2 protein-coding genes are annotated in these 1,388 nt (G+C 32.6%); both read right to left on the bottom strand.

The window, feature by feature from the left end; translation table 11 throughout:
• Nucleotides 1-354 (bottom strand): Wzz/FepE/Etk N-terminal domain-containing protein (locus AC1DPZ_RS27215; RefSeq protein WP_477409406.1); only part of this gene is annotated, 354 nt, incomplete at its 3' end.
• Nucleotides 355-370: 16 nt separating this feature from the next.
• Nucleotides 371-1,153 (bottom strand): polysaccharide biosynthesis/export family protein, encoded by a 783-nt coding sequence (locus tag AC1DPZ_RS27210; RefSeq protein ID WP_477409404.1) that lies wholly within the window; start codon nt 1,151-1,153, stop codon nt 371-373.
• Nucleotides 1,154-1,388 lie beyond the last annotated feature (235 nt).

Below are 1,388 nucleotides of genomic sequence, written 5' to 3'. Positions count from 1 at the left end.
GTAATATTTAGTATAAAAATCCAACCCTTTTACCACTTTGGTCATTAATGAATGGGTTTTTAAAATCACTACCTCGTTTTCCTTTTTACTTTCGTCGGTTCCCATGCCAAGTTGTTTTAACAAAGCATCTTGTCCTAACAAGGCATTATCACTGTCCTCAATGCGAATACGCGCTGTACTTTGGTAAATTGGAGTAACATACTTTAAATAACCGTAGGCTCCAGCAGTAAAAACAATTATAGATATAACTACCCAGATCCAATTAGAAATAACTTTTGATATTAATAATTTGAAATTTAGCCCATCCCTCGTTTCAGATGGTTGATCTTCCAAATCCCGATGATTTGTATTCATATAAAGATTTTATAAATTAAAGCCTGGTTGCTACTGCTATTATCAATGTTATTAAACTAATTCCTATAGTGATTTCTTGTCTTATGGCTATATCATTTGTCGATATCTTAGATTTATTAGGCTCTACATAAATTACATCGTTTTGCTTTAGGTAAAAATAGGGTGATCGAAAAAGGTTTGAAGAAGTCAGATCTAACCTTATCATCTTTTTTCCATTTCCTTCGTCTCTAATCAACATTATATTCTGCCGTTTCCCGTAAATCGTGAGGTCTCCTGCTAATCCAAGAACATCGAGTATAGACACCTTTTCATTTGGTACTGTGTAAGTAGCTGGCCTATTGACTTCACCAATCACCGTTATTTTATAGTTCGCGAAACGCACCTGAACTGTAGGGTTTTTATTATACTTAGAAGCTTCTTTTCGAACGGCATCCTTTGCCTGATCTATAGTAAGACCAGCAAGCTTTATAATTCCGAGAATGGGGATTTCTACATTCCCATCTTTATCCACTAATAATCCGGGAGTAGGTATCGCAGTGGAAGCTGACCCAATAACTCCGACGGTATTAGTCTGATTCAAAGCAGCAGATTCAACAGGATCTAAAGTTTGTATAGTTATGCTTAATATGTCATCAGGTTGAATTATCGGTTCTTTGAATTCAGTTATTGCAAGGTCTCTAAATTTCGTCGAATCCGACAGATCATTAAAATAAACTATTTCTTTCCGAGAAGTACAAGAGGAAAGTATAAATAGAAAAATAAATAAAAACAGATAAGAAAAATTAAAGAATTTTAACATAAGTTGAATTTGAATTTTATAAATCTATCGTACATTTCAAAACTACAAATAAAGAATTTTGACGAAAGTATACATTTTTTTGAACTATTTACAACAAAAAAGACATTTTAATCAAAATTTAATACAGCCGCCCTCTATTCATTAACATTAAACGCATTTTATTATCACGCACTGCCTTGTACTTCAAGTATTACTTATTACATAATAAGAGATACTTATTACATAATAAGAGATA

It is taken from the genome of Mucilaginibacter sp. P4_G9 (genome assembly GCF_056400985.1).
Note: the sequence above shows the minus strand (reverse complement) of the source record. Positions and strands in the feature narration are given on the sequence as shown.

Bases quoted from the DNA above. Each gene is read 5' to 3' on its own strand.
- AC1DPZ_RS27210 (WP_477409404.1), bottom strand. From the start codon at position 1,153: ATGTTAAAATTCTTTAATTTTTCTTATCTGTTTTTATTTATTTTTCTA.